This is a genomic window from Burkholderia sp. NLJ2 (genome assembly GCF_049487195.1).
Lineage (GTDB): Bacteria > Pseudomonadota > Gammaproteobacteria > Burkholderiales > Burkholderiaceae > Burkholderia > Burkholderia pyrrocinia.
Genome location: NZ_CP137808.1, coordinates 2,651,143 through 2,674,095 on the forward strand (window position 1 = coordinate 2,651,143; position 22,953 = coordinate 2,674,095).

Below are 22,953 nucleotides of genomic sequence, written 5' to 3' on the forward strand. Positions count from 1 at the left end.
TTCCCGTCGGACCATCATGACCATCGTCAACCTCGCCGCCTACCACTTCGTGTCGCTCGACGCGAACGAACAATGGCGCCCGCTCGTCACCGCCCGTTGCAACGAACTCGACCTGCGCGGCACGATCCTGCTCGCGCCGGAAGGCATCAACCTGTTCATCGCCGGCACGCGCGAAGCGGCCGACGCGTTCATTGCGTACATCCGCCACGATCCGCTGTTCGAGGGCAAGTTCGCGACGCTGCAGTTCAAGGAAAGCCTGTCCGACTCGCAGCCGTTCCGCCGCATGCTCGTGCGCCTGAAGCGCGAGATCATCACGATGAAGAAGCCCGCGATCAAGCCCGAACTCGGCCGCGCGCCGTTCGTCGACGCGCGCACGCTGAAGGCATGGCTCGACCGCGGCCACGACGACGCGGGCCGCCCGGTCGTGATGCTCGACACGCGCAATGCGTTCGAGGTCGACGTCGGCACGTTCGACGACGCGCTCGACTACCGGATCGACAAGTTCAGCGAGTTCCCGGAAGTAATCGATGCGAACCGCGCCGATCTCGACGGCAAGACGGTCGTGTCGTTCTGCACGGGCGGCATCCGCTGCGAGAAGGCCGCGATCCACATGAAGGAAATCGGCATCGAGAACGTGTACCAGCTCGAAGGCGGGATCCTGAAGTACTTCGAGGAAGTCGGCGGCGCGCACTATCACGGCGACTGCTTCGTGTTCGACTACCGCACCGCACTGAACCCGCAACTCCAGCCCACCGAGAACGTCACGTGCTTCGCGTGCCGCGCCGTCGTCACGCCGGAAGCGCAACAGTCGCCGAGCTACGTGGCCGGCAAGTCGTGCCCGGCCTGCGCGCAGGCAGCCAGCGCCGCGTAAACGCACGACTCGCGCCCCGATGAACGGCTATCGCGGCCGCTTCGCACCGTCGCCCACCGGGCCGCTGCACTTCGGCTCACTGGTCGGCGCGCTCGCGAGCTGGCTCGACGCACGCGCGCACGACGGCGCATGGCTCGTGCGCATCGAAGACCTCGACGGCCCGCGCACGGTACCCGGCGCGGCCGACGACATCCTCGCGACACTCGCGCATTTCGGCATGACGCCCGACGAGCCGCCCGTCTGGCAAAGCACGCGCGATGCCGCATATACGGCCGCGCTCGACCAGCTCGTCGCAGCGGGGCTCGTCTATCCGTGCGGCTGCACGCGCAAGGAAATCGCCGACTCGCTGCGCGCCGCACACGAGCGCCATACGACGCTCGCGTATCCGGGCACCTGCCGCACCGGTCTGCACGGCAAGCCTGCCCGCGCATGGCGGCTGCGCGTACCGGACGGCGACGCCGCGATCGTCACGTTCGACGACCGCTGGCAGCACACGCAATCGCAGAACCTCGCGACCGAAGTCGGCGATTTCGTGTTGAAGCGCGCGGACGGGCAATGGGCCTATCAGCTCGCGGTCGTCGTCGACGATGCCGATGCGCGCATCACGCACGTCGTGCGCGGCGCCGACCTGCTCGATTCGACCGCGCGCCAGATCCATCTGCAGCACTGCCTCGGCGTGCCGACGCCGCGGTATCTGCACGTGCCCGTCGTGGTCGACGCAAACGGCGAGAAGCTCAGCAAGCAGACGGGCGCGACCGCGCTCGAGCGCGACGATCCGCTGCCGGCGCTGCAGGCCGCAGCCGCGCATCTGGGCCTCGCGCCCGATGGCGTGCTCGCGGGCACGACGCTGGATGCGTTCTACGCGGCCGCGACGGCTGCGTGGGCGCGGCGCTTCGGGCCGCTGGCCGGATAAAGCACCCGGCTAGTCGGCTTCGCGCCGATCGAGCGCCGCTCGAGTGCCGATTGAACGGCTCGCCGGCCCCTCCGCGCGACACCCGCCCCCTAACCACGGCCCTAATAAAAAACGGGCACATGCTCATCGCATGCACCCGCTTTTCCGGCAGCGCTCGCGCGCCGCACCGCCACGTCCGTCCGGCTTAAACCGACGGCTTGCGCGGCATTCCGAACCCGCCGAGCAGCGCGGCGACCTGCCGCTTCGGCCCTTTCTTCTCGGGCTGTTGCACGGGCTGCGCGTCATCCGACTGCTTCGCCGTCGCCGACGGTTCATACGGCTTCAGGAAGAAATCGTCGACCGGCGCGTCGTGGCGACGGTGATGGCCCGTGCGCTCGGAACCGGCCGAGCGGCGCCCCGACGCACCGCGATGCTCGTCGCGCTCGCGCCGGCCGCCGCGTTCGCCACCGCGCTCGCTGTTGCGATCGCCGCTACGCTCGCCGCCGCGCTCGCTGCCACGCTCGTCGAGACGATGGCGCGCCGGCTTGTCGAGCGCGAGCGTCTGCACTTCGAGCGGCCGCTTGATCAGCTTCTCGATATCGGCGAGCTGCTTGCGCTCGTTCGGGCTGCACAGCGACAGCGCGTCGCCGGTCGCCCCCGCACGGCCCGTACGGCCGATCCGGTGCACGTAGTCTTCCGCGCTGAACGGCAGGTCGAAGTTGATCACGGCCGGCAGTTCGGCGATGTCGAGGCCGCGCGCGGCCACGTCGGTCGCGACCAGCGCCTCGATTTCGCCGCGCTTGAACGCGTCGAGCGCCTGCATCCGCTCGATCTGCGTCTTGTCGCCGTGGATCGCCGACGCGACCACGCCGTCGCGCTCGAGATTGCGCGCGAGCCGGCTCGCGCCGATCTTGCTGTTGCAGAACACGATCACCTGCTTGAGCCCGCGATCGCGCAGCAACTGCACGACGGCCGCCTGCTTGTCGCCTTCGGCGACGTCGTAGACGATCTGCGTGACGTTCGCGTTCGTCGAGTTGCTGCGCGCGACCTCGATCGTCTGCGGGTTGCGCAGGTAGGTCGACGCGAGCTTCTTGATTTCCGCCGAGAAGGTGGCCGAGAACAGCAGCGTCTGGCGTTCCTTCGGCAGCAGGTTCAGGATGCGCTGCAGATCGGGCAGGAAGCCCATGTCGAGCATCCGGTCGGCTTCGTCGAGCACGAGGATCTGCACCTGGCCGAGATTCGCCGTCTTCTGCTGCACGTGGTCGAGCAGCCGGCCCGGCGTCGCGATCAGGATCTCGACGCCGCGGCGCAGTTCGGCCATCTGCGGGTTCATGTCGACGCCGCCGAACACCACCGCGCTGCGCAGCTGCGTGTGCTTCCCATACGCGTGCACGTTCGCGGCGACCTGGTCGGCGAGTTCGCGGGTCGGCGTGAGGATCAGCGCACGCACGGGGTGGCGCGCCGGTGACGCGCTCGTGCTGGCCTGCGGCAGCAGGCGCTGGATGATCGGCAGCGAGAAGCTCGCGGTCTTGCCGGTGCCCGTTTGCGCGGCGCCCATGACGTCGCGGCCGGCGAGCACGACCGGAATGGCCTGCGCCTGGATCGGCGTCGGCGTCGTATAACCCTGCTCCGCAATGGCTTTCAGGATATCGGCGGCAAGGCCGAATTGGTCGAAGGTTGCGTCGACGGGCTTGGCGACAGAATCGGACATGGTGGCGTTTCGCTCAAAAGGCGCGGCGGGGACATCGTGCGACAGGCCAGCCGGGCCTGCGCTCATCACAATTCGGAAATAGACGGAGCCGCGGCGCGCCGCGCGGCGCCGCTCTGGCGCTTGGGACCGGTTCAATGCGAACGCCGGACACCAGGCCGTGCGGACTCCGTTCGGCGCGAATGCCGGCGGAAAGGGCCGTATTGTAGCACTGCGCGGCCATCTGTCCGTGACAACGCCGCGAACGGCCGCAACGGCGGTTCGCGCGGCGGGCCCGTCCGGCCCCGCGCGGTCGGCGAACCGGCCGATCGGGCTATCCCGACCGGCCAGCGAGCGATATCAGGGGCCCGATCCCGGATTGCGTTGCCCAAGCGCCCGCGCCCCGCCCGAGCGCCGAACCTTCAGGTCCGACAGCCGGCAGGCGCCGGCGGGCACGATCCGCGATCGCGCCCGGCGTTCAGCCCTTCTTCTTTTTCTTCTCGACCTGGACACAGTCGCCAAGCAGAGGCGGCGCCTTCTGGTCGGCGATCTCGTCGCGCAGCGTCGCTTCCTTGCCCTTCGTCCACCACGTATAGCGGCCGGCCTGATAACGTGCGCCCGAAGCCGACACGGTATCGACGAACAGCAGCTGCCGTCCGTTGACCGGCACGAGCGCGAAGCTCTGGCCGTTGCCCGCGAGCCAGTACGACACGCGCACGGGCTGCTTCTGGTTCGCGCACTGGTAGACGGTCTGCTGGCGCGCATCGGCGTCGATCTCTTCGACGGTCAGTTGCGCGGCATGCGCAACGGAAACGGCGGTGCCGGCGAGCGCGAGTGCGGCGACGGTTTGGCGAATCATGCAGGTCCTCTCACGAGACGGGTGGAAGCGCGCCCTCGCGGGGCGCGCGGTTATTGTTGGTTTCGCGTCGGGTCGCGCTGTCAGGGATCGATGACGTCAGCACACGCGTCGGTCGGCGCGGCCGCGAGATGGCCGACGAGCGGCACGATCTTGAGCCCGGCCGATGCCACCCGGCACGGCGCGGCCGCGACGCCGCAACCCGCGAGACTCGCAGCAAGCGCCAGCACGACACCCAGTTTTCCGATACGCAGCCAGATCGGCGCCATCGTCCTCTCCTCGTTTCGTCAGCGGGCCGACACGGGCCGCACGGCCGCGGCGGCGCGCTTCGCGCGTTCGCGGGCTTCGTCGACGGTCGCGCCGGTCGCCAGCGCGACGCCCATGCGCCGCTTCGCAAAACTTTCCGGCTTGCCGAACAGGCGCAGGTCGGCACCCGGCACCGCGAGCGCGTCGCGCACGCCTTCGAACGCGATCCCGCGCTCGTCGAGCCCGCCGTAGATCACGGCCGACGCGGCCGGCGTACCGAGCGCCGGATCGACCGGCAGCCCGAGAATCGCGCGCGCGTGCAGCTCGAATTCCGACTGGCGCTGCGACGCGAGCGTGACGAGGCCCGTGTCGTGCGGCCGCGGGCTCACCTCGGAGAACCACACGTCGTCGCCGCGCACGAACAGCTCGACGCCGAACATCCCGCGCCCGCCCAGCGCCTCGGTGACCTTGTGCGCGATCTCGCGCGACTTCTCGAGCGCCACCGCGCTCATCGGCTGCGGCTGCCACGACTCGACGTAGTCGCCCGCGACCTGCACGTGGCCGACCGGCTCGCAGAAGTAGGTGCGCGTGCCGAGCGTCGCCGGATCGATCGCGCGCACGGTCAGTTGCGTGATCTCGTATTCGAAATCGATGAAGCCTTCGACGATCACGCGGCCGTGGTTCACACGGCCCCCCGCCATCGCGTAGTCCCACGCGGGCTTCACGTCGGCTTCGGTCTTCACGACCGACTGCCCCTTGCCCGACGACGACATCACCGGCTTCACGACGCACGGCATGCCGATCTTCGCGACCGCCGCGCTGAAGGCTTCGAACGAATCCGCGAACGCATACGGCGACGTCGGCAGGCCGAGCTCCTCGGCCGCGAGCCGGCGGATTCCTTCGCGGTTCATCGTAAGCTGCGTCGCGCGTGCGGTCGGGATCACCTCGGCGAGGCCGGCTGCCTCGATCGCCGCGAGCGCGTCGGTCGCGATTGCCTCGATCTCCGGCACGATCAGGTGCGGGCGCTCGGCCTCGACGATCGCCCGCAGCGCGGCGGCGTCCGTCATGTCGATCACGTGCGCGCGATGCGCGACCTGGTGGCCCGGTGCGTCCGGATAGCGGTCGACCGCGATGACTTCTACGCCGAGCCGTTGCAACGCGATGATGACTTCCTTGCCGAGTTCGCCGGCGCCGAGCAGCATGACGCGCGTGGCCGAGGGCGAAAGCGGCGTACCGAGCCGCTGACCGATCTGCATGTGATTTCCCGCTTCTGGTGGAGGACGAAAACGGCTCCGATGTTAACACGCGCCACGACGCCGGTTTGGCGCGTTTCGCCGCGCCGCTGCCCGGTCGCGCGCCGCTCACGGGCAGGCTGCGAACGTTTTCACGCGCGAAGTGTCGGCTCGCCTGTCGCGGGGCGGGTGCGTTACTCTTACGCCTTGATCAGAATCCGATGAGGAACGAGGCTCATGTCCCACCTGTCCGCGGCCGCACGCGCACGCACCGGCCTGCTTCGCCCGTTGCGCGCGCCGCTCTGCGCGTTGACGCTTGCCACGCTTCTCGCCGCCTGCGCGATGCCGACCCACCCCGATTCCGCCGCCCCCGCGCCCGACCCGTACAATGCGGCCGCCGTCCAGTTGCTCGACGACACGAGCTGGGAACTCACCAGCTGGCTGAACGCCGACGGCACGCAACGCACGATCCCGCATGGCGACAACGGCGAGCCGATCAAGCTCGCGCTGTCGACCGAATCGGGCATCCGGCGCGCCAGCGGGTTCTCGGGCTGCAACCGCTACATGGGCACCTACGCAATCAAGAACGGCCTGCTGAGCTTCGGGCCGCTCGCCGGCACGCGGATGGCCTGCCCGAATACGCTCGGCGGCCAGCTCGAACACGCGTACCTCGACGCGCTCGCCCACGTCGAGAAGACCGGTGTGCAGATGCGCGAGCCCAAGCAATTGCAGATCGTGACCGATGCCGGCGCAACGCTGACCTTCACGCACCGGAGCCCCTGATGCACCGCGCGCGCGAAGGCCGGCCGACCGCCTTCGCGTTGCGCGTCGCGCGCGTGTGCCGGACACACGCGCCGCGCGGCGTAAAACGAATTCACGCCGCCTTAGAATCTTGTTCGCCGGCCGGTTAAACTCGGCGGGTCGCGCCCCGCGCGCCCCTCCCCACTCCTGTTTCAAAGCATGCACACGGTTGTCTTCGGCTGGTTCGGCATCTCCGCCGTCTGGTTCCTCCTTCTCTTCTGGCGTCTCGTGCAGGCGATGCTGCCCGGCGGCGGCGGGCTCGCAGGCCGCGGCTCGATCCGCCTGTGGCTCGGCTTTGCCGCGGTGTTCGTCGCGAGCTGCACGCTGACGAGCCCGCTGTCGGGCCCCGACACGAACGCGCTCGGCCATGCGTTTTCCGCCGGCTTCGCCCATGTGCTCGGCCCGATCGGCACGCCGGTCGCGATGGTCGTGCTGTTCTTCGCCGGGCTGCCCTGGCTGACCGGCATCGGCTGGCGACAGTTCTCCGCCTGGGTCGACACGTCGTTCGGCGTCAAGCTGTCGCGCGACGGCGGCGACGACGACGCGCGCGGCATCGCCGATCTGCCGCGCAGCGCGCTGCATCGCGACGACGACATCGTGCAGCCGACCACGGCGCATACCGTCAACTCGATGGCGCCACGCCAGAACGGCCGGTATTCGCGCCCGACGCTGTGGAAACCCGACCCGCAGGCGCGGCCGAAGCCGCGCAGCAAGGCGCCGCCGCGTCCGCACGCGGAACCCGTCGCGCCGTCGGGCTGGCTGAAGCCGACCGCGACCGGTCGCAGCATGCCGGCGCCGCCCGCGCCGATCCCGACCAGCGCGATGCCGCCGCCGACCACCGGCAGCACCGCGAGCCTCGCGCGCGCGGCGGCGAACTCGCAAGTGCCGCGCCCCGATCCCGCCCCGCTGCCGGTCGGATTCGAACCGGTCCGGCCGCGGCCGACCGCCGCACGATCGGCCACCGCTGCGTTGAAGCCGACCGCTCCGCGCGCCACGGTCGCGCCGCGGCCGGCCAGTGCGCCGCCGCCGCGCCCGCCGGTGCGACCGGTCGCGGGAACCGGCGCGGCCGGCCTGCCGCCGGACACCGCGCGACGCCGCCCGGCGCCACAAACGCCGACACGCGCGCCGCTCTATGCCTGGACGGAAAAGCCCGCCGCACCGATCACGCCGGCGCCGAGCGTTCACGACACGCTGCGCTCGATCGAGGCCAGCACCGCGCAATGGGCCACGCTCGGCAGTGCGCGGTCGGCCGATGCCGCGCACGCGGCGGCGGCAGGCGCAACCGTGGCTGGTGTGGCCGCGGCAGCCGGCAGCGTTGCCGCACCGGTGTCGGCGGCCGTGTCGAACGGGTTCGTCTCCGCGACGCACGGTGTCGCGGCCCATGACGCCAGTGCCCCGGTCGAGCGCGATGCGGCCGCCTATGACGACGACACGCCGATCGCGCTGGATGCGTTCATGCCGGCAGAGTCCGGCATGACGCATGCTTCGGTTGCCGATACGGGCGCCACGACGTTCGACGACTTCATCCCGCAGACGCTGCCGGATAGCGGCATCGACAACGCCGCGTTTTCGCATCACGGCGCCCTCGAGATCCGGCACGCCGACGATGCGCCCGCCGAGCCGGCATTCGGGATCGCACCCGCGCCGTCGTTCGACGCGCCGATCGACCTCGCTCCGTGGGAAGAACTCGCCAGCCAGCCGGTTTCCGCATTCGACGTATCGCTGACGGACGCGACGGAATCGGAGCCGGCCAATGCGGCCTCTACGCAACCGCACGACGAGGCGGTTCGCGACATCGCTGCGAGCAGCCCGGTTGCGTCCGGCGATACCGCCGACAAGTACGAAGCGCAACCGGCGCCTGCAATCGATCGCCTTGCACCCGCCCGGGCGCCGCAGAGCCTCGCCGATGCTCACGCCGACGTCGAATCCGCTGAGGGGATCGCTCCGTTTGCGGCCCTCCCCTCTTCGTCGATCGCCAAAACATCGACGCACGCCATTTCCGACGCCGTGCCGCTTGCGGCAGCGTCGGCACTGACTGCATCGCGTATTGCAACGGAAGCCGCCGAGCCGAAAGCGGCAGAGCGTGCCGCGCCGCCGTCGGCAATCGCACCGGGTGCCGCGCCCGCGACAGAGTGGACGCGGACGCCGTCGATTCCGCCGACGGTGCAACCTGCAACGACATATACGGCCGTCTCCGCGGAATTGCCGAAATCGCAGGCAGCTCAACCGTTTGCCGCAGCACCGACGGCTTCGGCCGCCGCTACGTCGCCGCTCGGCGGCGGCGCTTACGGTTCGACCGCGCAGGTATCTGCATCGGCATCGAGCATTGCGCCCGACACCGCTGCGGCTTCACCGGCTGGCGTAACCGGCATTGCATCCGCTTCGCTTGCGCAACCGGTCGCGTCGGCATCGACCGTTGAACCGGCCGCATCGACTTCCCCGGCTGGCGTAACCGGCACTGCATCCGCATCGCTTTCGCAGCCGGCCGCATCGGCATCGACCGTTGAACCGGCCGCATCGACTTCCCCGGCAGGCGTGACCGGCGCTGCATCCGCTTCGCTTTCGCAGCCGGCCGCAGCGGCACCGACCGTTGCATCGACCGCATCGACTTCCCCGGTCGGCGTAACCGGCACTGCATCCGCTTCGCTTTCGCAGCCGGCCGCATCGGCATCGACCGTTGCATCGACCACATCGACTTCCCCAGTCGGCGTAACCGGCGCTGCACCCGCTTCGCCTTCGCAACTGGCCGCATCGACGGCGCCGGTCGGCGTTACGGGCGCGACTTACGGTTCACTCCCCCGCGCATCGACCGTCACGCACGCCGCGACACCGCCAACGACCGGCGTGTCGGGTTCGACATCCGGTTCGACAACGCAAACGCCCGCACCGGCGGCGACACCTGTGACCGCTCCCGCGACGCCGGTGAATATCGCATCCGGCTCGATCGCTGCGCAGCCTTTCGCACCCGCATCGACTCTTTCGGCCAACACGGCAACCTCGTCGACCGGCACGACATTCGGCGGATCCGGCACACCCGCACCGCAACCGGCGGCCAGCCTGCCTGTTCCGCCAGCCGCTTCCGTCGTGACGACCCCGCCCTCAGGCGCCGTCACCCCGATGACCACGGCCGCAGCGGCTCCGGCTCAACCGGTCGCGGGCTCGCCTGTCGCCGCGGCCGGATCGCTGGCGCCCATCGCGGCAACAACCGCGACGCAGCCGCTGCCGATCGCATCGGCGCCTGCGGCAACCGCAACCACGACGTTCGCAACACCGCCCGCCCCTGCCGCATCGTCGGCGAGCTGGTCGGCGCCGAATGTGTCCGCAACACCGGTGGTCGCATCGATCGCCGCACCGCAGCCGGCAGCAACCCTTCCCGGCACCGGCCTGCCCGCGCCGGCGCCTGTTGCCGCCGTGCCGACGATCCCCGTTGCGGCACCCATCGACACAATCGCCACCGTGGCGACCGAACCGGCCGCGCCGGCCGCAGCCGAAACAACCGCCGCCCCCGACACCCCCGCGCGCCAGCCGCGCCCGAACGCGTTCGAATTCCACGCGCCCGCGTCGTTCAACGTCGAACTGCCGACGCTCGACCTGCTCGAGCCCGCGTCCGACGACGTCGAAATGATCACCGAGGAACACCTCGCGCAGACGGCCCAGGTGATCGAACAGCGGCTGCAGGAATTCAAGGTGCCGGTGACGGTCGTCGGCGCGTCGGCCGGCCCCGTGATCACGCGCTTCGAGATCGAGCCCGCGCTCGGCGTGCGCGGCAGCCAGATCGTCGGCCTGATGAAGGACCTGTCGCGCGGCCTCGGCCTCACGTCGGTCCGCGTCGTCGAGACGATTCCCGGCAAGACCTGCATGGGCCTCGAACTGCCGAACGCGAAGCGCCAGATGATCCGCCTGTCGGAAATCCTTGCCGCGCGCGAGTACCAGCATTCGCCGTCGCAGCTGACGATCGCGATGGGCAAGGACATCACGGGCCACCCGGTCGTCACCGATCTCGCGAAGGCGCCGCACATGCTCGTCGCGGGCACGACCGGTTCGGGCAAATCGGTCGCGATCAACGCGATGATCCTGTCGCTGCTGTACAAGGCGACGCCCGAGGACGTGCGGCTCATCATGATCGACCCGAAGATGCTGGAGCTGTCGGTCTACGAAGGCATCCCGCACCTGCTTGCGCCGGTCGTCACCGACATGAAGCTCGCGGCGAACGCGCTGAACTGGTGCGTCGGCGAAATGGAAAAGCGCTACCGGCTGATGTCGGCCGTCGGCGTGCGCAACCTCGCGGGCTTCAACCAGAAGATCCGCGACGCGGAAGCGAAGGAAAAGAAGATCGGCAACCCGTTCTCGCTGACGCCCGAGGATCCCGAGCCGCTGTCGACGCTGCCGCTGATCGTCGTCGTGATCGACGAGTTGGCCGACCTGATGATGGTCGCCGGCAAGAAGATCGAAGAGCTGATCGCGCGCCTCGCGCAGAAGGCGCGAGCGGCCGGCATCCACCTGATCCTCGCGACGCAGCGTCCGTCCGTCGACGTGATCACGGGCCTGATCAAGGCCAACATCCCGACGCGCGTCGCGTTCCAGGTGTCGTCGAAGATCGATTCGCGCACGATCCTCGACCAGATGGGCGCCGAATCGCTGCTCGGGATGGGCGACATGCTGTTCCTGCCGCCGGGCACCGGTTATCCGCAGCGCGTGCACGGCGCGTTCGTCGCCGACGAGGAAGTGCACCGGATCGTCGAGTACCTGAAGCAGTTCGGCGAGCCGCAGTACGAGGAAGGGATTCTCGACGGCCCGGCCGCCGACGGCGCGACGCAGGACCTGTTCGGCGAAGCGCCGGACGCGGAAGCCGATCCGCTGTACGACGAAGCGGTCGCGTTCGTCGTGCGCACGCGGCGCGCGTCGATCTCGTCGGTGCAGCGGCAGTTGCGCATCGGCTACAACCGCGCGGCGCGCCTCGTCGAGCAGATGGAGGCGGCCGGGCTCGTGTCGGCGATGGGCATCAACGGCAGCCGCGAAGTGCTCGTGCCGGCCGCGGCCGACTGAGCAAGGCGGCCGGTCGGCCGCCATTACCCGAGGCGGACGCACCGGAAAACCGGTCGCCCCGGAACACAAAGGGCGCTGCATCCGCAGCGCCCTTCGTCATTTACAGCACCGGCACCAGCTTGAAGTCGACCGGCTTGCCGACCGCGACCTTCTGCGGATTCGCGCCGAGCTGCCCCGTTTCGACATCGCGGCTGAATACGTAGAACGTATCGCTGTCCTGGTTGCCGACGATCAGCCACTTGCCGGTCGGATCGATCAGGAACTCGCGCGGCGTCTTGCCGAGGCTCGACTGGCGGCCGACGTGCTTCAGCCGGCCGTCGGCCTTGTTGACCGCGTAGATCACGATGTCGTTCGCGTCGCCGCGGTTGCTCGCGTACAGGAAGCGGCCGTCCGGCGACAGGTGGATCGCGCCGCCGCCGATCTTGCCCTTGAAGCCCGGCGCCGTCATCGGCAGCGTCTCGACCGGCGTCAGCTTGCCGTCGTGGTAGCCGAGCACCTCGACCGACGCGTTGAGCTCGCTCGTCACGTACGCGAACCGGCCGTCGGCGCTGAACACCATGTGACGCGGGCCCGAACCGGCCTTCGCCGGCGTGTAGCGCGTGTCGGTCGGGCCGATCAGCCCGCGGCTGCCGTCCACCGTATAGCGGTAGCCATAGATCTTGTCCGCGCCGAGATCCTGCACGAACAGGTAACGGCCGTCCGGCGAAAACACCGTCGAGTGCACGTGCGCGCCGTCCTGGCGGCCCTTCACGGGCCCCGTGCCTTCATGGTGCACGCTCAGCACGGCCTGGCCGACCGCGCCATCGTCGCGCAGCGGAAACACCGCGAAGCTGCCGCCCGGATCCGCCGCGACCGAATAGTTGGCCGTCACGAGGTACTTGCCGTCCGGCGACAGCGCGAGATAGCAAGGATCGTTCCCTTCAGACGACACGCGGTCGATGAAGGTCAGCGCCCCCGTCTTCGCGTCGAAGCGGAACGCGCTGACGCCGCCGCGCTGCGTCGCCGGCCCGTCGTCGCCGGGCAGTTCGTTGACCGCGTAGACGGTGCGACCGTCGCGGCTCGGCAACAGATAGGACGGATTCACGGTCTTCGCCGACGATACCGGCGCGACGCTGCCGGTTTTCGTATCGAAGCGGTAAACATAGATCCCGTCGCTGCCGCCGCCCGTATAGGTGCCGACGAGCAGGTTGTAGACGCCGTCGGCCGGGACGGGCGATTGCTGCGCCAATGCGTGGGTCGCGGAAAGGGAGAGCACGATCGCGAAACCTTTCATCCAGTGAGCGAGCCTGAGCGGGAACCCTCGTGTCGAAGCGCGTGCGTCATGCTCGCGTAAACGGTTGGGCATTGAATCCTCCTTGCATCGAGTCGCTTCAAGTGTTGAGATAGGACGAAACGCCGGCCGTTCATGCGCTCCGCCGCCCGGCCGAGTATACGGGGCACGACACCGGCACGTGAAGCCCGGGCGCCGCCGTCCGCATTGTGAACTCGAAACCAAGGATCGCCTGCCCATGCCCGCCCTGATCGAAGACTACGCCCTCGTCGGCGACGGCCACACCGCCGCGCTGATCGCAAAAGACGGCTCCGTCGACTGGCTGTGCTGGCCCCGCTTCGATTCGGGCGCCTGCTTCGCGGCGCTCGTCGGCACGCCCGAGCACGGCCGCTGGCTGCTCGCGCCGGCCGCCGACGCCGCGATCACGCACACCACCCGCCGCTATCGCGGCGACACGCTGATTCTCGAAACCGATTACGAAAGCGCCGACGGCGCCGTCACTGTGATCGACTTCATGCCGCCCGGCAACGGCTGGTCCGAACTCGTGCGGATCGTCGTCGGCCGCCACGGCACGATGAAGATGCGCATGGAGCTCGTGTTGCGCTTCGACTACGGCTTCTCGATCCCGTGGGTCACGCAACTGACCCGCGAGGACGGGATGAAGGCGATCGCCGGCCCCGACACCGTCGTGCTGCGCACGCCCGTGCCGCTGACCGGCAAGAATCTTCATACGCTTGCGGAATTCACGGTGAGCGCCGACGAACGCGTGCCGTTCTCGCTCAGCTATGCGGCATCGCACCTGCGGCTGCCGCCCGCGCGCGATCCGCTGTCGATGCTCGCGCGCACCGAGAACTACTGGCTCGAATGGTCGGGCCGCTGCCAGGTGCAGGGCCGCTACGCGGCCGCCGTGCGCCGTTCGCTGATCACGCTGAAGGCGCTCGCATACGAGCCGACCGGCGGCATCGTCGCGGCGCCGACCACGTCGCTGCCCGAGAAGATCGGCGGCAACCGCAACTGGGACTACCGCTACTGCTGGCTGCGCGACGCGACGATCACGCTGCTCGCGCTGATGCGCGGCGGCCACTACGACGAGGCGCGCGCGTGGCGCACGTGGCTCGGCCGCGTGATGGCCGGTTCGCCCGAGCAGATCCAGATCATGTACGGGATCGCCGGCGAACGCCGGCTGCCCGAAATGGAGCTCGACTGGCTGCCCGGCTATCAGGACTCGAAGCCGGTACGCATCGGCAACGGCGCCGCGAACCAGCTCCAGCTCGACGTGTTCGGCGAGGTGATGGCCGCGCTGCACCTCGCACGCGTGGGCGGCCTGCAGGCCGACGACACGGTCTGGTCCGTGCAGTGCGCGCTGCTCGACCATCTCGAGAAGATCTGGCGGGAACCCGACGAGGGGATCTGGGAAACCCGCGGCGGCCGTCGCCATTTCACGTTCTCGAAGGTGATGGCGTGGGTCGCGTTCGACCGCGCGATCAAGTCGGCGGAGATGTTCCGGCTACCCGGCTCGCTCGACCGCTGGCGCGCGCTGCGCGAGCAGATCCATGCCGACGTGTGCGACAACGCGTGGCACGAAGGCAAGCAGGCATTCGCGCAGAGCTACGGCAGCGACGAACTCGACGCGAGCGTGCTGCTGATGCCGCTGCTCGGCTTCCTGCCGCCGGAAGACCCGCGCATCGTCGGCACGGTCGACGCGATCGAACGGGAATTGCTGCACGACGGCCTCGTGATGCGCTACCGCACGACCGACTACGACGACGGCCTGCCGCCCGGCGAAGGCACGTTTCTCGCATGCAGCTTCTGGCTGGTCGACAACTACGCGCTGCTCGGCCGGATCGACGACGCGCACCGCCTGTTCAGCCGGCTGCTGTCGCTGTCGAACGATCTCGGGCTGCTCGCGGAGGAGTACGACCCGGTCGCCGGGCGGCTCGTCGGCAACTTCCCGCAGGCGTTCTCGCACGTGGCGCTCGTGCATACCGCGATGAACCTGATGCACCACGAGGACGCGATGGCGCGCGCGGCCGGCCAGCCGGCGCCGGCGATGGCCACGGGGCGCTGAACGGGGCGCGGGCGGCTTGTTCAGAGCGCCCCCGGACCTGTCGCTTCGCGCCAGGCCCCCCGAGGGGGTCAAGAAAACCCGGGGCGGCCCAGCGCTTTCTTGAGAGAACGTCAAATAGCAAAAATATGATGAAAAATCGGGGAAATGTTGCATTGCAACACCCATCGTTGTCCGATATGATCGACGCGATTGTCCGGCCGCAGTGCAACATGGCCGGCCGCTGACCCCCACGGCACGCCGCGACGCCCCACGCCGCCCTTGCGCACCGTCCCCCACGCGGGAGTAGTCTGCATGCTTTACCAACTGCACGAATTCCAGCGGGCCATGCTGAGCCCGCTCACGGCCTGGGCCCAGGCTGCCTCCAAATCGTTCGCCAATCCGTCCAGCCCGTTCTCGCTGATGCCGGGCGCGACGCGGATGGCCGCCGCCTACGAACTGATGTACCGGCTCGGCAAGGATTACGAGAAGCCCGAATTCAACCTTCATCAGATCGTCAAGGACGGTCACAACATCCCGATCGTCGAGCAGACGATCGTCGAGAAGCCGTTCTGCCGGCTGCTGCGTTTCAAGCGCTATTCGGACGACGCCGACGCCGTCACGCAACTGAAGGACGAGCCGGTCGTGCTGGTCTGTGCGCCGCTGTCGGGCCACCACTCGACGCTGCTGCGCGACACGGTGCGCACGCTGCTGCAGGATCACAAGGTCTACATCACCGACTGGATCGACGCGCGGATGGTGCCGGTCGAGACCGGCCCGTTTCACCTGCACGACTACATCGCGTACATCCAGGAATTCATCCGTCACATCGGCGCGCGCAACCTGCACGTGATCTCGGTGTGTCAGCCGACGGTGCCGGTGCTCGCGGCGATCTCGCTGATGGCGAGCCGCGGCGAGGATACGCCGCTCACGATGACGATGATGGGCGGCCCGATCGACGCGCGCCGCAGCCCGACGTCGGTGAACTCGCTCGCGACGCAGCACTCGACCGCGTGGTTCGAGAACAACGTGATCCACACGGTGCCCGCGAACTATCCGGGCGAAGGCCGCCAGGTCTATCCGGGCTTCCTGCAGCACACGGGCTTCGTCGCGATGAACCCGGAACGGCACGCGCAATCGCACTGGGATTTCTACCAGAGCCTGCTGCGCGGCGACGAAGACGACGCCGAAGCGCACCGCCGCTTCTACGACGAATACAACGCGGTGCTCGACATGGCCGCCGAGTATTACCTCGAGACGATCCGCGTCGTGTTTCAGGAATTCCAGCTGGCCGAAGGCACGTGGGATGTCGAGGGCGAGCGCGTGCGTCCGCAGGACATCCGGCACACCGCGCTGATGACGATCGAGGGCGAACTCGACGACATCTCGGGCAGCGGCCAGACGCACGTCGCGCACGAGCTGTGCACGGGCATCCCGCAGGATCATCGCCGCAGCCTGACCGCCGAGAAGTGCGGTCACTACGGGATCTTCTCGGGCCGCCGCTGGCGCACGATCATCTACCCGCAGTTGCGCGACTTCATCCGCGAGCATGCGCCGGAGCCGAAGAACGGCGCGACGAAGGATCGCCCCGAGGCGCCGGCGGCCACGACGCTGACGGCCGTGCCGGTCATCGACACGCCGGCTGAAACGACGCGCGCCACCGTGACGAAGCGTACGCGTGCGAAGGCACCGGCCACGACTGCCGCGCCCGCCAAGGCCGCACCGGTCGCGAAGCGCGCAAGCAGCAGCCCGCGCGCAAAAGCCGTGCGCACGCGCAAGGCCGCCTGACGCACCGCGTTCCGACGAAAAAACGCCGCCGTTGCCTGCGCACGGCGGCGTTTTTACATCGGGCGGCGAATGATCGCCGCGTCAGCGCCGCAGCAGATACGCGAGCAGCACCTCGGTGTTCATCCGGACCATCTCCGCGCGCTCGTCGGTGTCGGTGAAGTCGCGGCCGAGCGTCGCGGCGAGCGTGAAGCGGTTCGACACGATGTAGTAGCCGAGCCCCGACAGCGTCACGTAGAAGCGCAGCGGATCGACGTCGCTGCGAAACAACCCGGCCTTCTGGCCGCGCATCAGCACGTTGCCGAGCTTCGCGACGATCGGCGACATCATCTCGCGGATCCGCGTCGACTTGTGCAGGTAGCGCGCTTCGTGCAGGTTCTCGTTGTTGATGAGCCTGAGCAGCTCCGGATGGTCGCGGTAGTAGTCCCAAACGAAATGCGCGAGCCGCGTAACGGCTTCGACCGGCGCGACGCCGTCGAGATCAAGCACGCGCTCGGCCTCGGTCAGCGCGGAGAACGCGTGTTCGAGCACGGCCGTAAACAGCTGCTCCTTGCTGCCGAAGTAGTAATAGAGCATGCGCTCGTTGGTTTCGGCACGGCGCGCGATCTGGTCGACGCGCGCGCCGAACAGCCCTCCACTCGCGAACTCTTCGGCCGCCGCCATCAGGATGCGACGGCGCGTACCTTCAGGATCTCTTTTGATTTTTGGCTGATTCATGGTGGCGTTTTGCTATGTGAGCCGCTTGATCCGGACCGGCACCCCCACCGCCTCGGCGCCGGCCGCCCTGGAACGGGCGCGCCGCATGCGGCCGCCCTCCTGCTGAGCCCCTGCAAAAAAGCGGTTCGATTATGCGCACAGACGGCGTCCAGCGCAATGCGGGAAATCGGCGATAATCGAGCTTTGGCAAACCTTTCCGGCCTCGCCGCGCGCGGCCGAGAGCCATTCGGCGCCGCTGCGCCCGTTGTCACCGTGACCGACTCCAAAACACTCGCGGATCGCATCGAAGATCTGCTTCCCCAGACGCAATGCACGAAGTGCGGCTATAACGGCTGCCGTCCGTACGCCGAGGCCATCGCCGCCGGCAACGCGAACTACAACCAGTGTCCGCCCGGCGGCGCCGAAGGCATCGCGCGCCTCGCCGGCCTGCTCGGCAAGCCGGTGATTCCGCTGAACCCCGTCAACGGCAGCGAGCATCCGCGCGCGGTCGCATTCATCGACGAAAGCCTGTGCATCGGCTGCACGCTGTGCATGCAGGCGTGCCCGGTCGACGCGATCGTCGGCGCACCGAAGCAGATGCACACGATCATCGAGTCGCTGTGCACCGGCTGCGACCTGTGCGTGCCACCGTGCCCCGTCGACTGCATCGCGATGCTGCCCGTGACCGGCGATCGCACCGGCTGGGACGCGTGGTCGCAAGAGCAGGCCGATGCCGCGCGCGAACGCCATGACCTGCGGCTCGCCCGCCAGCGCCGCGAGCGCGAGGCCGCCGAAGCGCGCGCCGCCGCCCGCCGCGCGGCCAGTGCTGCGAAGCCCGCAGCGGGACAACCCGACACGCCACCCGGAACGCAGCCCGATCCGCAGCCCGGCGTGCCGGCCACTACACCGGCCGCCGACGACGCCGATGCGAAGAAACGCGCGATCATCGCCGCCGCGCTCGAACGCGCGCGCAAGAAGAAGGAAGAACTCTCCGGGCAGGGCGCCGGGCCGAAGAACACCGAAGGCGTGAGCGCAGCCGTCCAGGCGCAGATCGACGCGGCCGAGGCCCGCCGCAAACGGCTCGCCGAACAGCAAGCGCAGCGCGACGCCGAAGCCGCGGCGCCGGGCAGCAACGGCAACGACAGCGACGCAGGCAACGACGACCAAGGCGGCCCGTCCGCGCCGCCCGACCAGAACGCTCCATGAACGCCAGCAAACGACGCGCGATCTACGAAACGCTGCAGAGCCTCAATCCGCATCCGACCACCGAACTCGAATACTCGACGCCGTTCGAGCTGCTGATCGCCGTGATGCTGTCCGCGCAGGCGACCGACGTGTCGGTCAACAAGGCGATGCGGAAGATGTTTCCGGTCGCGAACACCCCGCGACAAATCGTCGCGCTTGGCGAGGAAGGCGTCACCGAGTACATCAAGACGATCGGTCTTTACCGGACCAAGGCGAAGAACGTGGTCGCGACGTGCCGGATCCTGCTCGACCGCTACGACGGCGACGTACCGGCCGATCGCGAAGCGCTCGAAAGCCTGCCGGGCGTCGGCCGCAAGACCGCGAATGTCGTACTGAACACCGCGTTCGGCCAGCCGACGATCGCGGTCGACACGCATATCTTCCGTGTTGCGAATCGCACGGGACTCGCGCCGGGCAAGGACGTGCGGGCCGTCGAGGCCGCGCTCGAGAAGTTCACGCCGAAGGACTTCCTGCAGGACGCGCATCACTGGCTGATCCTGCACGGGCGCTATGTGTGCAAGGCCCGCAAGCCCGAATGCTGGCACTGCGCGATCGAGCCGCTGTGCGAATTCAGGCCGAAGACGCCGCCGCCCAACGAGTAAGCGTCAGGCGCGACAGAGCCGCACTATCCCGGTCCGGCGCGGCCCGCAACGCAGGCTCCGTCGCGGCGCCCCCTTCCCCTCCCCGACTACGCGTTGGAAGTCGCAGTGGCATCGTCGGCCGCCGCGCCGCCCGCGCGCACGAGCGCCAGCACGGCCGCGAGGATCGCGACGCCGCCCGCCCACTGCAGCGGCGACAGCGCTTCACCGAACAGCAGCGCCGCGAGCGCGACCGTCACGACCGGTTCGAGCGTCGACAGCATCGACGTGCGCGCGGCCCCGAGCCGCTCGAGCCCGGCGAAGAACGCGAGCATGGCCGCGACCGTCGAGACGAGCGCGATCGCGAGCATCGACGCCCAGCCGCCGGCCGTCGCGGGCCAGCGCGGCGGCGCGCCGAACGCCGCGGTCCGCACGACGGCGATCGCCACGAGCGTCGCAGTCGCCGACAGGCAGATGATCGCGGTGGTCGCGAGCGGATCGACGCCGCGCGTCGCCTTCGTGCCGCCGACGATATACAGCGAATAGATCACCGCGGCCGCCAGCGCGAGCGCGATCCCGAGCGGCTCGCCGTGCCCGCCGCCGACCATCAGCGCCGAACCCGCGACGCACAGCACGAGCGCGACGGCCTTCGCGCGCGTGAGGCGCTCGCCGAGCCACCATGCGGCCAGCAGCGTGACGAACGCCGGATACAGATACAGCAGCAGCGCGACGAGGCTCGCCTGCGCGTGCTGCAGCGCGCTGAAATAGCAGAACGACTGGCCGACGTAACCGAGCGCGCCCATCGCCACGAGCGGCGCGAGCGCGCGCCCGCGCGGCCACGCGACGCGGCGGTGGCGCGCGATCGCGGCGAGTACCGCGCCGCCGATCGCGAAGCGCACGATCAGCAGCCCGAGCACGTCGACGCCGGCTGCGTATGCGTAGCGGCCGAAAATCGCCATCGCGCCGAACGCGGCGGCGGACAACGCGACGTAGAGCGTACCCTGAAGGGCCGCGGACGATGAGCGGGCGGTGGCGGTCATGACGGAACGGATGAGAACGGTGCGGTGACTGGCAACGTCGGAGTGTAGCGGCGCGGCGGCCACGAGCCTAGCCCGCGCTTACCCGTTCCGCGGCCCCGGGACGGAGCGGCCGCAACGGGCGGCAACCGACCATCGCCGCGCACCCGCGCATCCGCACCGTCAGGCCGACCGCCCCGCCACCACTGCCGCGCCCACCGCTCCAGGCCGCCGCCAGCGCCGTCCGCCGACCCGGCGTACAATGCGCGACGCGGCATGACGCCGCCCGAATCACGACGTTTCCCCACCATGTTCAATCCAAGCCGCGACGAAGTCCGTCGCTTTTTCACCGAGACCTGGCGCAAGCAGCGCGCGGGCGAGATCCTGACGCCGCTGGAAGCGATGGCAGCCGACTGGATCGTCGAGCATCCCGAATACCACGCCGAACTCGACGATGCCGATGGTGCGGCCGCGCGCAACTACACGCCCGAGGAAGGTCGCACGAACCCGTTCCTGCACCTGTCGATGCACCTCGCGATCAGCGAGCAACTGTCGATCGACCAGCCGCCGGGCATCCGCGCCGCGCACGACAAGCTGGCAGCGAAGCTCGACTCGACCCACGACGCGCAGCACGCGATCATGGAATGCCTCGGCGAGACGATCTGGGAAGCGCAGCGCACGAACACGCCGCCCGATACCGACGCGTACCTGCAACGCATCCTGCGCCGCGCATCGCGCGACTGAGCGCGGCGGCGCCGGGCCGCGGACAAAAAAATACCCCGCCGAGGCGGGGTATTCTTGCTGCGCGGGCCTGTCTGGCCCGTCGCGCTTACTTCTTGAACACGAGATCGGTCTCTTTCAGCGATTCGATGTAGGACGCGATGTCCTTCATGTCGCTGACCGACAGGCTCTGCACCTGCGCCTGCATAATCGCGTTGTTGCGGCCGAGCAGCGGGTTCGTCAGCCCCATCTGGTACTGGCGCATCGCCCACACGAGGTAGTCGGCATGCTGGCCGGCGAGGCGCGGATACTCGGCGTTGATCGGCTTGTTCATCTGCGCGCCGTGGCAGGCCGCGCAGTTGTGCGATTCGACCAGTTCCTTGCCCTTCGTGATGTCCGCTGCGTGCGCGGTACCGATCGCGAGGCCGGCCGCCAGTGCCACCGCCGCCGTCTTGAATGCGTTGTTCATGAATGCTCCTGTCCCGCCGGAGAGATCGGCGGCGCGCGCTTTACTTGTAGGGATTGTCCTTCGTGTCGGCCTTCTGGACGGCGTAGTAAGCCGCCAGATCCGCGATGTCCTGGTCCGTCAGCGAACCGGCGACCGCGTTCATCGACGGGAAGTGACGATCCTTCTTGCGGTAGGCCTTCAGCGCGTTCTCGAGATATTGCTGGTTCTGGCCGCCGAGGACAGGCACCCGGTAGACCTCCGGGTACGCCGCGCGGTAGTCCTGGATGCCGTGGCAGCCGATGCACGTGGCGGCCTTGCTCGCCCCGTCCTTCGGGTTGCCGACCACACCGGCCGCCTGCGCGCTGCCCGCGAGCGCCACGAGCGCTGCGACAACGACGTGTTTGCCGACGAATTTGTTCATAGCTCTTGTAACCTAGCTTGAGGGGAAACTGGCGCCAAAGCGGCAACGGCCCGCGCCGTTTTGCTTATCGGATCGCCACGCAGGCCAAAAAAAACGGCCAGATTGTACCGCGTCGGCGGGGAACGCGTCCACCAAGCGCCCCGGTCCGCCCCGCCACAGCCCCGCTACGATACGCGGGCGCGGCCCAACCGCACAGCCCTTCTGACTTATACTGGGTTTTTTTCCCGATGAAGAAGAGCGCCGCCATGCGTTTCGAAGGGTCCTCGCACTACGTCGCCACCGACGATCTGAAGCTCGCGGTCAATGCCGCGCTGACGCTGCAACGCCCGCTGCTGATCAAGGGCGAGCCCGGCACCGGCAAGACCATGCTCGCCGAGGAAGTGGCGGCCGCGCTCGACATGCCGCTGTTGCAGTGGCACATCAAGTCGACGACGAAAGCGCAGCAGGGCCTGTACGAATACGACGCCGTGTCGCGGCTGCGCGACTCGCAGCTCGGCGACGAGCGCGTGAAGGACATCTCGAACTACATCGTCAAGGGCGTGCTGTGGCAGGCGTTCGACGCCGAGCACCCGAGCGTGCTGCTGATCGACGAGATCGACAAGGCCGACATCGAATTCCCGAACGACCTGCTGCGCGAGCTCGACCGGATGGAATTCCACGTGTACGAGACGCGCGAGACGGTACGCGCGAAGCACCGCCCGCTCGTCATCATCACGTCGAACAACGAGAAGGAGCTGCCCGACGCGTTCCTGCGCCGCTGCTTCTTCCACTACATCCAGTTTCCCGACCCGTCGACGATGCAGAAGATCGTCGCGGTCCACTTCCCGGACATCCGCGAGGCGCTGCTGCGCGCGGCGCTCGAGAGTTTCTTCGAATTGCGCGGCGTGTCGGGCCTGAAGAAGAAACCGTCGACGTCCGAGCTGCTCGACTGGCTGAAGCTGCTGCTCGCCGAGAACATTCCGGCCGACGCGCTGCGCGGCGTGGATGCGAAGCAGATCGTGCCGCCGCTCGCGGGCGCGCTGCTGAAGAACGAGCAGGACCTGAGCCTGCTCGAACGGCTCGTCTACATGAACCGGCACAACCGGTAATCCCCCATCCG

19 protein-coding genes are annotated in these 22,953 nt (G+C 68.7%); 10 read left to right on the forward strand and 9 right to left on the reverse strand.

Translation table 11 applies throughout. From position 1 onward, the window contains the following. The first annotated feature begins 16 nt into the window (after window positions 1-16). Together R9B84_RS12205 and gluQRS are read left to right on the forward strand one after the other, a co-directional pair. Window positions 17-871, forward strand: coding sequence for a sulfurtransferase (locus R9B84_RS12205; protein WP_047898665.1), 855 nt, complete (start codon window positions 17-19; stop codon window positions 869-871). Window positions 872-890: 19 nt separating this feature from the next. Continuing rightward, window positions 891-1,784: a tRNA glutamyl-Q(34) synthetase GluQRS gene (gene gluQRS, locus R9B84_RS12210; RefSeq protein WP_423758139.1), complete on the forward strand. Its 894-nt coding sequence runs from the start codon at window positions 891-893 to the stop codon at window positions 1,782-1,784. Between the two features lie 184 nt (window positions 1,785-1,968). On the opposite strand, the gene R9B84_RS12215 is transcribed toward gluQRS, so the two are convergent. The 4 genes from R9B84_RS12215 to purT form a co-directional block, all read right to left on the reverse strand. Next, window positions 1,969-3,540, reverse strand: coding sequence for a DEAD/DEAH box helicase (locus R9B84_RS12215; RefSeq protein ID WP_423758140.1), 1,572 nt, complete (start codon window positions 3,538-3,540; stop codon window positions 1,969-1,971). Between the two features lie 388 nt (window positions 3,541-3,928). Next, window positions 3,929-4,309, reverse strand: coding sequence for an MliC family protein (locus R9B84_RS12220; protein WP_423758141.1), 381 nt, complete (start codon window positions 4,307-4,309; stop codon window positions 3,929-3,931). Window positions 4,310-4,389: 80 nt separating this feature from the next. Next, window positions 4,390-4,575 carry a DUF6726 family protein gene (locus R9B84_RS12225; protein ID WP_423758142.1) on the reverse strand — a complete coding sequence of 62 codons (186 nt, stop codon included), beginning with the start codon at window positions 4,573-4,575 and terminating at the stop codon, window positions 4,390-4,392. Between the two features lie 18 nt (window positions 4,576-4,593). Beyond that, window positions 4,594-5,808, reverse strand: coding sequence for a formate-dependent phosphoribosylglycinamide formyltransferase (gene purT, locus R9B84_RS12230; protein ID WP_175944934.1), 1,215 nt, complete (start codon window positions 5,806-5,808; stop codon window positions 4,594-4,596). A gap of 213 nt (window positions 5,809-6,021) precedes the next feature. On the opposite strand from purT, the gene R9B84_RS12235 reads away from it, so the two are divergent. Together R9B84_RS12235 and R9B84_RS12240 are read left to right on the forward strand one after the other, a co-directional pair. Next, complete coding sequence (locus tag R9B84_RS12235; RefSeq protein ID WP_423758143.1) at window positions 6,022-6,567, forward strand: META domain-containing protein; 546 nt, start codon at window positions 6,022-6,024, stop codon at window positions 6,565-6,567. A 648-nt stretch (window positions 6,568-7,215) separates the two neighbouring features. Beyond that, window positions 7,216-11,631: a DNA translocase FtsK gene (locus R9B84_RS12240; RefSeq protein WP_423759996.1), complete on the forward strand. Its 4,416-nt coding sequence runs from the start codon at window positions 7,216-7,218 to the stop codon at window positions 11,629-11,631. 100 nt (window positions 11,632-11,731) lie between these two features. On the opposite strand, the gene R9B84_RS12245 is transcribed toward R9B84_RS12240, so the two are convergent. After that, window positions 11,732-12,976, reverse strand: a complete 1,245-nt coding sequence (locus R9B84_RS12245; RefSeq protein ID WP_423758144.1) for a lactonase family protein — start codon at window positions 12,974-12,976, stop codon at window positions 11,732-11,734. A 163-nt stretch (window positions 12,977-13,139) separates the two neighbouring features. Between R9B84_RS12245 and R9B84_RS12250 the strand changes: the two genes are divergently transcribed. Next, the gene (locus R9B84_RS12250) at window positions 13,140-14,969 is read left to right on the forward strand and encodes a glycoside hydrolase family 15 protein (protein WP_065499502.1); all 1,830 of its coding nucleotides are present in this window, start codon (window positions 13,140-13,142) and stop codon (window positions 14,967-14,969) included. Between the two features lie 291 nt (window positions 14,970-15,260). After that, window positions 15,261-16,733, forward strand: coding sequence for a polyhydroxyalkanoate depolymerase (locus tag R9B84_RS12255; protein WP_423758145.1), 1,473 nt, complete (start codon window positions 15,261-15,263; stop codon window positions 16,731-16,733). Window positions 16,734-16,814: 81 nt separating this feature from the next. Here R9B84_RS12255 and R9B84_RS12260 read toward each other — a convergent pair whose 3' ends face one another. Continuing rightward, window positions 16,815-17,447, reverse strand: a complete 633-nt coding sequence (locus tag R9B84_RS12260; RefSeq protein WP_047898676.1) for a TetR family transcriptional regulator — start codon at window positions 17,445-17,447, stop codon at window positions 16,815-16,817. Window positions 17,448-17,603: 156 nt separating this feature from the next. Between R9B84_RS12260 and rsxB the strand changes: the two genes are divergently transcribed. Then, on the forward strand, window positions 17,604-18,632 hold the full coding sequence (rsxB, locus tag R9B84_RS12265) for an electron transport complex subunit RsxB (RefSeq protein WP_423758146.1): 1,029 nt from the start codon (window positions 17,604-17,606) through the stop codon (window positions 18,630-18,632). Beyond that, window positions 18,629-19,273, forward strand: a complete 645-nt coding sequence (nth, locus tag R9B84_RS12270; RefSeq protein WP_423758147.1) for an endonuclease III — start codon at window positions 18,629-18,631, stop codon at window positions 19,271-19,273. The genes rsxB and nth overlap by 4 nt, the downstream gene beginning before the upstream one ends. An 86-nt stretch (window positions 19,274-19,359) precedes the next feature. Here the strand turns inward: nth and R9B84_RS12275 are convergent, their stop codons facing one another. Then, a complete protein-coding gene (locus R9B84_RS12275; RefSeq protein WP_034184814.1) occupies window positions 19,360-20,289 on the reverse strand; it encodes a DMT family transporter in 930 nt (309 codons plus the stop codon). 252 nt (window positions 20,290-20,541) lie between these two features. Between R9B84_RS12275 and R9B84_RS12280 the strand changes: the two genes are divergently transcribed. After that, on the forward strand, window positions 20,542-21,009 hold the full coding sequence (locus tag R9B84_RS12280; RefSeq protein ID WP_400158225.1) for a DUF1841 family protein: 468 nt from the start codon (window positions 20,542-20,544) through the stop codon (window positions 21,007-21,009). Window positions 21,010-21,094: 85 nt separating this feature from the next. Here the strand turns inward: R9B84_RS12280 and R9B84_RS12285 are convergent, their stop codons facing one another. Further along, window positions 21,095-21,454 carry a c-type cytochrome gene (locus R9B84_RS12285; RefSeq protein WP_047898680.1) on the reverse strand — a complete coding sequence of 120 codons (360 nt, stop codon included), beginning with the start codon at window positions 21,452-21,454 and terminating at the stop codon, window positions 21,095-21,097. A 40-nt stretch (window positions 21,455-21,494) separates the two neighbouring features. Next, on the reverse strand, window positions 21,495-21,854 hold the full coding sequence (locus R9B84_RS12290; protein ID WP_423758148.1) for a c-type cytochrome: 360 nt from the start codon (window positions 21,852-21,854) through the stop codon (window positions 21,495-21,497). 245 nt (window positions 21,855-22,099) lie between these two features. On the opposite strand from R9B84_RS12290, the gene R9B84_RS12295 reads away from it, so the two are divergent. After that, on the forward strand, window positions 22,100-22,942 hold the full coding sequence (locus R9B84_RS12295; RefSeq protein WP_047901028.1) for an AAA family ATPase: 843 nt from the start codon (window positions 22,100-22,102) through the stop codon (window positions 22,940-22,942). Window positions 22,943-22,953: the final 11 nt, after the last annotated feature.

Bases quoted from the DNA above. Each gene is read 5' to 3' on its own strand.
- R9B84_RS12205 (WP_047898665.1), top strand. From the start codon at position 17: ATGACCATCGTCAACCTCGCCGCCTACCACTTCGTGTCGCTCGACGCG.
- gluQRS (WP_423758139.1), top strand. From the start codon at position 891: ATGAACGGCTATCGCGGCCGCTTCGCACCGTCGCCCACCGGGCCGCTG.
- R9B84_RS12215 (WP_423758140.1), bottom strand. From the start codon at position 3,540: ATGAGCGCAGGCCCGGCTGGCCTGTCGCACGATGTCCCCGCCGCGCCT.
- R9B84_RS12220 (WP_423758141.1), bottom strand. From the start codon at position 4,309: ATGATTCGCCAAACCGTCGCCGCACTCGCGCTCGCCGGCACCGCCGTT.
- R9B84_RS12225 (WP_423758142.1), bottom strand. From the start codon at position 4,575: ATGGCGCCGATCTGGCTGCGTATCGGAAAACTGGGTGTCGTGCTGGCG.
- purT (WP_175944934.1), bottom strand. From the start codon at position 5,808: ATGCAGATCGGTCAGCGGCTCGGTACGCCGCTTTCGCCCTCGGCCACG.
- R9B84_RS12235 (WP_423758143.1), top strand. From the start codon at position 6,022: ATGTCCCACCTGTCCGCGGCCGCACGCGCACGCACCGGCCTGCTTCGC.
- R9B84_RS12240 (WP_423759996.1), top strand. From the start codon at position 7,216: ATGGCGCCACGCCAGAACGGCCGGTATTCGCGCCCGACGCTGTGGAAA.
- R9B84_RS12245 (WP_423758144.1), bottom strand. From the start codon at position 12,976: ATGCCCAACCGTTTACGCGAGCATGACGCACGCGCTTCGACACGAGGG.
- R9B84_RS12250 (WP_065499502.1), top strand. From the start codon at position 13,140: ATGCCCGCCCTGATCGAAGACTACGCCCTCGTCGGCGACGGCCACACC.
- R9B84_RS12255 (WP_423758145.1), top strand. From the start codon at position 15,261: ATGCTTTACCAACTGCACGAATTCCAGCGGGCCATGCTGAGCCCGCTC.
- R9B84_RS12260 (WP_047898676.1), bottom strand. From the start codon at position 17,447: ATGAATCAGCCAAAAATCAAAAGAGATCCTGAAGGTACGCGCCGTCGC.
- rsxB (WP_423758146.1), top strand. From the start codon at position 17,604: ATGCGGGAAATCGGCGATAATCGAGCTTTGGCAAACCTTTCCGGCCTC.
- nth (WP_423758147.1), top strand. From the start codon at position 18,629: ATGAACGCCAGCAAACGACGCGCGATCTACGAAACGCTGCAGAGCCTC.
- R9B84_RS12275 (WP_034184814.1), bottom strand. From the start codon at position 20,289: ATGACCGCCACCGCCCGCTCATCGTCCGCGGCCCTTCAGGGTACGCTC.
- R9B84_RS12280 (WP_400158225.1), top strand. From the start codon at position 20,542: ATGACGCCGCCCGAATCACGACGTTTCCCCACCATGTTCAATCCAAGC.
- R9B84_RS12285 (WP_047898680.1), bottom strand. From the start codon at position 21,454: ATGAACAACGCATTCAAGACGGCGGCGGTGGCACTGGCGGCCGGCCTC.
- R9B84_RS12290 (WP_423758148.1), bottom strand. From the start codon at position 21,854: ATGAACAAATTCGTCGGCAAACACGTCGTTGTCGCAGCGCTCGTGGCG.
- R9B84_RS12295 (WP_047901028.1), top strand. From the start codon at position 22,100: ATGCGTTTCGAAGGGTCCTCGCACTACGTCGCCACCGACGATCTGAAG.